This window comes from Actinoplanes sp. ATCC 53533 (assembly GCF_003947245.1).
Genome location: NZ_QHHV01000364.1, coordinates 1 through 5,490 on the forward strand (window position 1 = coordinate 1; position 5,490 = coordinate 5,490).

Below are 5,490 nucleotides of genomic sequence, written 5' to 3' on the forward strand. Positions count from 1 at the left end.
ACACCAGGCGCCCTATCCACGGTCCAATCCTCACGCCCGATGCAGGCCACGGCGGCGATGATCCAGGGTTCGCACACATATGCCGTGATTCTATGGGTGGCAGCATATCGTCCGCGTACCGAAAACCACATACGTGCCGACAACACCACGCTGCGTTGACTGGCGTCATGAGTCAGCCCGACCACCGTAGTACGACTACCGAATCTGACGGTGCCCTCCGCGGCCGCGTGACAGTGTTCGATGACAGGTATCCCGGCGTGGCCAACCTCGACCCAGATCTGCTCCAGGCCCTGCGCGAAGCGGCGATGGCCGCCGCTGACGACGGCGTCGAATTCTACGTCAACAGCGGCTGGCGCTCCCCGGCGTACCAGAATGAGCTTCTTCGCGAGGCGGTCTCGAAGTACGGCTCGGAAGAGGAAGCCGCCCGATGGGTCGCCACCGCCGACACTTCCGCTCACGTGTCCGGGAACGCGGTCGACATCGGGTCTTCCGACGCCACAGCGTGGCTGTCGGAGCATGGCGCCAAGTACGGACTGTGCCAGATCTACAGCAACGAGCCGTGGCACTACGAACTGCGTCCCCAGGCGATCGATCATGGTTGCCCACCCATGTATGCCGACCCCACACACGATCCGAGGATGCGGCAGCGGTCGGCGCTTTCGGTCGATCCCGTTCCGACCTCGTGAGCCGCTAGAGCCGGGCCGGGCGCTGCTGTCCAGCCGCTCAATGCGGACGGTTGGACGGGTTCGATGCTCGCCGGCGGATCGGGCCGCATTCCGCGCATTGTCCATGCTCGATCAGTCCGGGCATTACCGCGCACCGGTAATCTGGCCCGATGAATGGTCGAGTGGCGCGTTCCTGTGGAGGGCGTTGACATGTTCTTGCGTCTCACTGTTGTCGTCACCCTGGTGGTATCCCTGACGTCTCCGGTCGCGGCCGCCGAGAGGCGGTCTGATTGTGACTGGACGCAGTGGGGGCAGAACGCCGCGCATTCCGGGCAGTTGTGTGTAGCGGGTCAGCGTGATCTGCGGATGCTCGCGCGCATGGTGGTCGATCCCTTCGCGGAGCAGGAGGCCGGCGAGTCTCAGTCCGGGGGCTATATCCCGGTGCACCTTCCCACGCCGCTGGTCGATGGGGACGGGAACGTGTTCGTGTTGCGCAAGGGCGGTTCGTACGTCAGCTGTGACTCGCCGGGTTCGGGCGTGCCGGCTCCCTGCGGGCGCGATATGGGGAACCTGGAGCGGCAGACGTGGTCGGTGCAGGCCTTGCGCTGGCATCATGACCGGCTGGTCCCGACCTGGTCGTTCACCTCGGACTGGAAGCCCAGCCGCATCGTCGGGAGGGAAAGCCTGTTCCAGTCCGCGATGAGCAAAGACTTCGTCTACGTTCCCGGCGCGGGCGGGACCGTCTTCCAACTGGCCAAGAGCAGCGGTCGGGTGGTTCACCGGATCAACCCGTTCGGCGGCACCGTCGATCCGGCGGCGTTCGCCTCCGGCGGACTCACCCTGGACCAGCACGGCACCCTGTTCTACAACGTGGTGCGAAACGAGCCGACGCCGGGCGGGCTTGCCGACGTGCATGGCTGGCTGGTGCGGGTCGCCCGGGACCGGAAGGTCAGTAAGGTCGACTACCGCACGCTCATTCCTGGCGCGCCGCGGCCTACGGACCTCTGTTACGACGAGTTCACCGGGGACATGCCGTATCCGCCGGCGCCACAGCCCGACGGAACGCCGACACTGCCCGTGCGAACGCCGTGCCTCTCGCAGCGTGCCGCGATCAGTGTCGCCCCGGCGGTCGGTGCCGACGGCACCATCTTCGCCGTCACCCGGGCACATCTCCGCCGTGGCGGACGGAACTACGGATACGTGGTCGCACTCAACCGCGACCTCACCTTGAAATGGGCGACCTCGCTGCGGGGCATCCTCAACGACGGCTGCGGTGTGCTCGTCCCCTACGGCACCGACGACCCCTTCCAGTGCCGCCCCGGCACGGCGCTCGGTGTCGACCCGTACACCAACCTGCGACCGGCCGGCGGTGTGGACGACGGCAGCACGGCGTCACCAGTGGTGCTGCCCGACGGCAGCGTCGTCTACGGAACGCGGAACTCTTACAACGGTCAGCGCGGGCACCTCATGAAGTTCGACCGCACCGGCCGCTACCTGGCCAACTTCGACTATGGCTGGGACATCACGCCGGCCGTGTACCGCCACGACGGCACGTACTCGATGTACATCAAGGACCTGAACTACGACGGCGGGCCGTACAACATCACCCGGCTCGACGCCGACCTCAAGCGGGAGTGGTCGTACGCCAGCACCGAGACCAGGACCTGCGAACGGCTGCCGGACGACACCGTGAGCTGCGTCGACGAGGGGAATCACCCGGACGGCTTCGAATGGTGCATCAGCGCCCCGGCCGTCGATCGCAACGGCACCCTCTACGGTCTGTCCGCGGACGGCCACTTCTACGTCGTCGACAGCAAGGGCCGCCAGCTCGAGAAGGTGTTCCTGTCCAAGACCATCGCCTCGGCCTACACGCCGGTATCGATGGATTCCCGCGGCCGGGTGTACGCACAGAACAACGGCGAACTGTACGTCCTCGGGAAAGGGTGACCGCTGGTCCGCGGTATGAGTGTCACGCGTTCGGAACGTGATGAAGGAGACCGGAGATGTCCGAGGACGCTGACGCCGGCCGAATCGTGCACCAAGCTGTCGACCGGCGTGCTCTGCTGCTTGCCGCCGCGGGGATCGTGGGGCTTGCCGGCTGCACGGCGACCGAGCCGGCCGGGGCGACGAAGCCGGCCGTGCCGGGGCGGCAGGCGGTGCCGGAGCGGCAGGCGGTGGCCCACCAGCCCGGTGTGGTGACGCCTCCGTTTGTCGAGACGGAATACGTGGCCTTCGACGTGACGGCACGGGACAGGAAGGGGCTCGCCGAAGCCCTCCGGGCGTTGAGCGCGCCGGCGGCCGGCGTGACCGTGACGATCGCCGCGGGCGCCTCGCTGTTCGACGGCCCGTTCGGCATCGAGGGCCCGCGCCGGCTGACCCGAATGCCGTCCTTCCGCGGCGATGTCCTGGATCCTCGGTGGTGCCATGGCGACCTGCTCGTGCAGTTCGATGCGGACACCCGGGAGCGGATCGCGGCCGTGCTGGCCAGGCAGCCCCCGAACCTCAGGCCCCGGTGGCGACTGGCCGGCACGCGAGGGCAACGCAACCTGTTCGGGTTCGCGGAGGGCGCGGGAAACCCGGACTCGACGAACACCGAGTTGATGGACCGCTGCGTGTGGGTCCAACCCGACGACGACGAGCCGGCGTGGTGCGCGGGCGGCACATACCAGGTCGTGCGGCTGATCCGGCTGGCCTTGCCGATCTGGGAGGCGCAGCCGACCCATGTCCAGGAACGAGTTGTCGGCCGGCACAAGGACACCGGGGCCGCACTCGGCCAGTCCACGAAGGAGGCGCTGCCGGAGTTTCTCGCCGACCCCGACGGCGCGGTTATCCCGCTCGACTCCCACATCCGCCGCGCCTATCCGCGCACCGGAAGGGAACGCCCGATCCTGCGCCGTGGCCACTCCTACCGCCGGGCCAAGACAGACGTCGGCCAGATCTTCGTCTGCTTCCAGCGCGATGTGGAGCTCGGCTTCGCCACCGTCCAGCGCAGGCTGGCCGGCGAGGCGCTGGAAAAGTACCTCCGGCCGTTCGGCGGTGGCTACTACTTCGTGCTGCCCGGCGGAGGCGACTTCGCCGGGCAGGCCATGCTGGCGTGACTGACGGCGGGAAGGGTGTCGCCGGCACGAATCGGGTTCCGACATGCCGACGATTCGCGCCGGCTCGTACCATTGAGAGCATGCGCGTGTTGGTCGTCGAGGATGAGTCCTACATGGCGGAGGCCATCCGTGACGGGCTGCGCCTGGAAGCGATCGCGGCCGACATCGCCGGTGACGGTGACACCGCGCTGGAGCTGCTGAGCATCAACGCCTACGACATCGCCGTACTCGACCGGGATATCCCCGGCCCTTCCGGCGACGAGATCGCCAAACGCATCGTCGCCTCCGGCAGCGGCATGCCGATCCTGATGCTCACCGCCGCCGACCGGCTCGACGACAAAGCGTCCGGGTTCGAGCTCGGCGCCGACGACTACCTCACCAAGCCGTTCGAACTGCGAGAGCTCGTGCTCAGACTGAGAGCACTCAACCGCAGGCGCGCACACAACAGACCACCGGTACGGGATATCGCCGGCCTCCGACTGGACTCATTCCGCCGCGAGGTCTACCGCGACGGTCGCTACGTCGCACTGACCAGGAAACAATTCGCCGTGCTCGAGGTCCTCGTGGCCGCCGAGGGCGGGGTCATCAGCGCCGAAGAGCTCCTGGAACAGGCATGGGACGGAAACGCCGACCCCTTCACCAACGCCGTACGCATCACCGTCTCGGCTCTGCGCAAACGACTCGGCGAACCCTGGATCATCGCTACGGTGCCGGGCGTCGGATACTGTATCGACATAGGACGAGCTGCCGACGACCGAGGCGCGCAGCGCTGATAGGCGTCAGCCTGTTCATGCTTTCATTCTGTCCATGCCCTTCCCGCTTTCGAAGTTCATGCAGTTGATGAGACTGTTTTCGACGGTGTCGCTCAGCGCATGGTGGGTGTAATAGGCCAGGTGCGGACTGATGAGCACATTCGGAAGCTCTTGTAGCCGCAACAGCGCCTTGTTCTCGATGGGCTTGTTTCGACGGTCGGTGTAAAATATCCCCTCCTCTCCTTCGAGGACATCCAGTGCCGCACCACCCAGTCTGCCGCACTCCAGCGCCGGAATGAGGGCCTCGGTGTCGAGAAGTGCACCGCGCCCGGTGTTGATGATGAACGCGCCGCGCTTCATCTGCGCGATACGTTGACGGTTGAGGAGATGGTGCGTGCCCGCGGTAAGCGGAGTGTGGAGCGTGACAATGTCGCTCTGCCGCAGCAGTTCGTCGAGCGGGACATAGTGGGCGGAGGTCGCACGGCGATTGTCGTAGGCCAGCACGCGGCAACCGAAAGCCCGCAGCCTGTCCAGGACCGCTGAGCCGATGCGTCCCGTTCCGGCTACCCCGACGGTCAGATCGCGCAGTTCCTTCCCGCGCGCGTCGCTCAGTCTGTAGTCATGGGCATCCGTGCGGCGGATCATGGCCTTCGCGTGGCGCACGGCCATCAGCATCAGCATCAGCGTGTAGTCAGCCACACTGTCCGGCGAGTAGGCGACATTGCCGACGGAGATGCCGACGCTTTCCGCATACCCCAGATCGATGTGATCGTAGCCGATGCTCCGTGTCGAGACGTACTCCACTCCGGCCCGGCCAAGTGCGAGAAGTGTGCTGTTTGTGACTTGAGTCTTATGGCCGACGCTGATGCATCGGTTGCCGAATACCAGATCGACATTGGCCTCGGACACCGCTGCCCCGGTGATGGTCGGCAGGACGCCGAAGCGACGCGCCTGCTCACGGAACAGGACGGCCTC

The 5,490-nt window shown here is 66.4% G+C and carries 5 protein-coding genes; 4 read left to right on the forward strand and 1 reads right to left on the reverse strand.

From position 1 onward, the window contains the following. Nucleotides 1-257: 257 nt before the first annotated feature. The 4 genes from DMB66_RS57260 (at nucleotide 258) to DMB66_RS57275 (ending at nucleotide 4,536) form a co-directional block, all read left to right on the forward strand. Nucleotides 258-686, forward strand: a complete 429-nt coding sequence (locus DMB66_RS57260) for a M15 family metallopeptidase (RefSeq protein WP_199753253.1) — start codon at nucleotides 258-260, stop codon at nucleotides 684-686. Nucleotides 687-1,043: 357 nt separating this feature from the next. Further along, nucleotides 1,044-2,612: a hypothetical protein gene (locus DMB66_RS57265; RefSeq protein ID WP_125812371.1), complete on the forward strand. Its 1,569-nt coding sequence runs from the start codon at nucleotides 1,044-1,046 to the stop codon at nucleotides 2,610-2,612. 56 nt (nucleotides 2,613-2,668) lie between these two features. Further along, complete coding sequence (locus tag DMB66_RS57270; RefSeq protein ID WP_125812372.1) at nucleotides 2,669-3,763, forward strand: Dyp-type peroxidase; 1,095 nt, start codon at nucleotides 2,669-2,671, stop codon at nucleotides 3,761-3,763. Between the two features lie 80 nt (nucleotides 3,764-3,843). Then, nucleotides 3,844-4,536, forward strand: coding sequence for a response regulator transcription factor (locus tag DMB66_RS57275; protein ID WP_125812373.1), 693 nt, complete (start codon nucleotides 3,844-3,846; stop codon nucleotides 4,534-4,536). A 15-nt stretch (nucleotides 4,537-4,551) separates the two neighbouring features. Here the strand turns inward: DMB66_RS57275 and DMB66_RS57280 are convergent. After that, on the reverse strand, nucleotides 4,552-5,490 hold a 939-nt coding region (locus DMB66_RS57280), incomplete at its 5' end, for a D-isomer specific 2-hydroxyacid dehydrogenase family protein (RefSeq protein ID WP_199753254.1).

Excerpts from the sequence above, each read along its gene's own strand:
- DMB66_RS57265 (WP_125812371.1), top strand. The coding sequence starts at position 1,044 with ATGGTGGTCGATCCCTTCGCGGAGCAGGAGGCCGGCGAGTCTCAGTCC.
- DMB66_RS57270 (WP_125812372.1), top strand. The coding sequence starts at position 2,669 with ATGTCCGAGGACGCTGACGCCGGCCGAATCGTGCACCAAGCTGTCGAC.
- DMB66_RS57275 (WP_125812373.1), top strand. The coding sequence starts at position 3,844 with ATGCGCGTGTTGGTCGTCGAGGATGAGTCCTACATGGCGGAGGCCATC.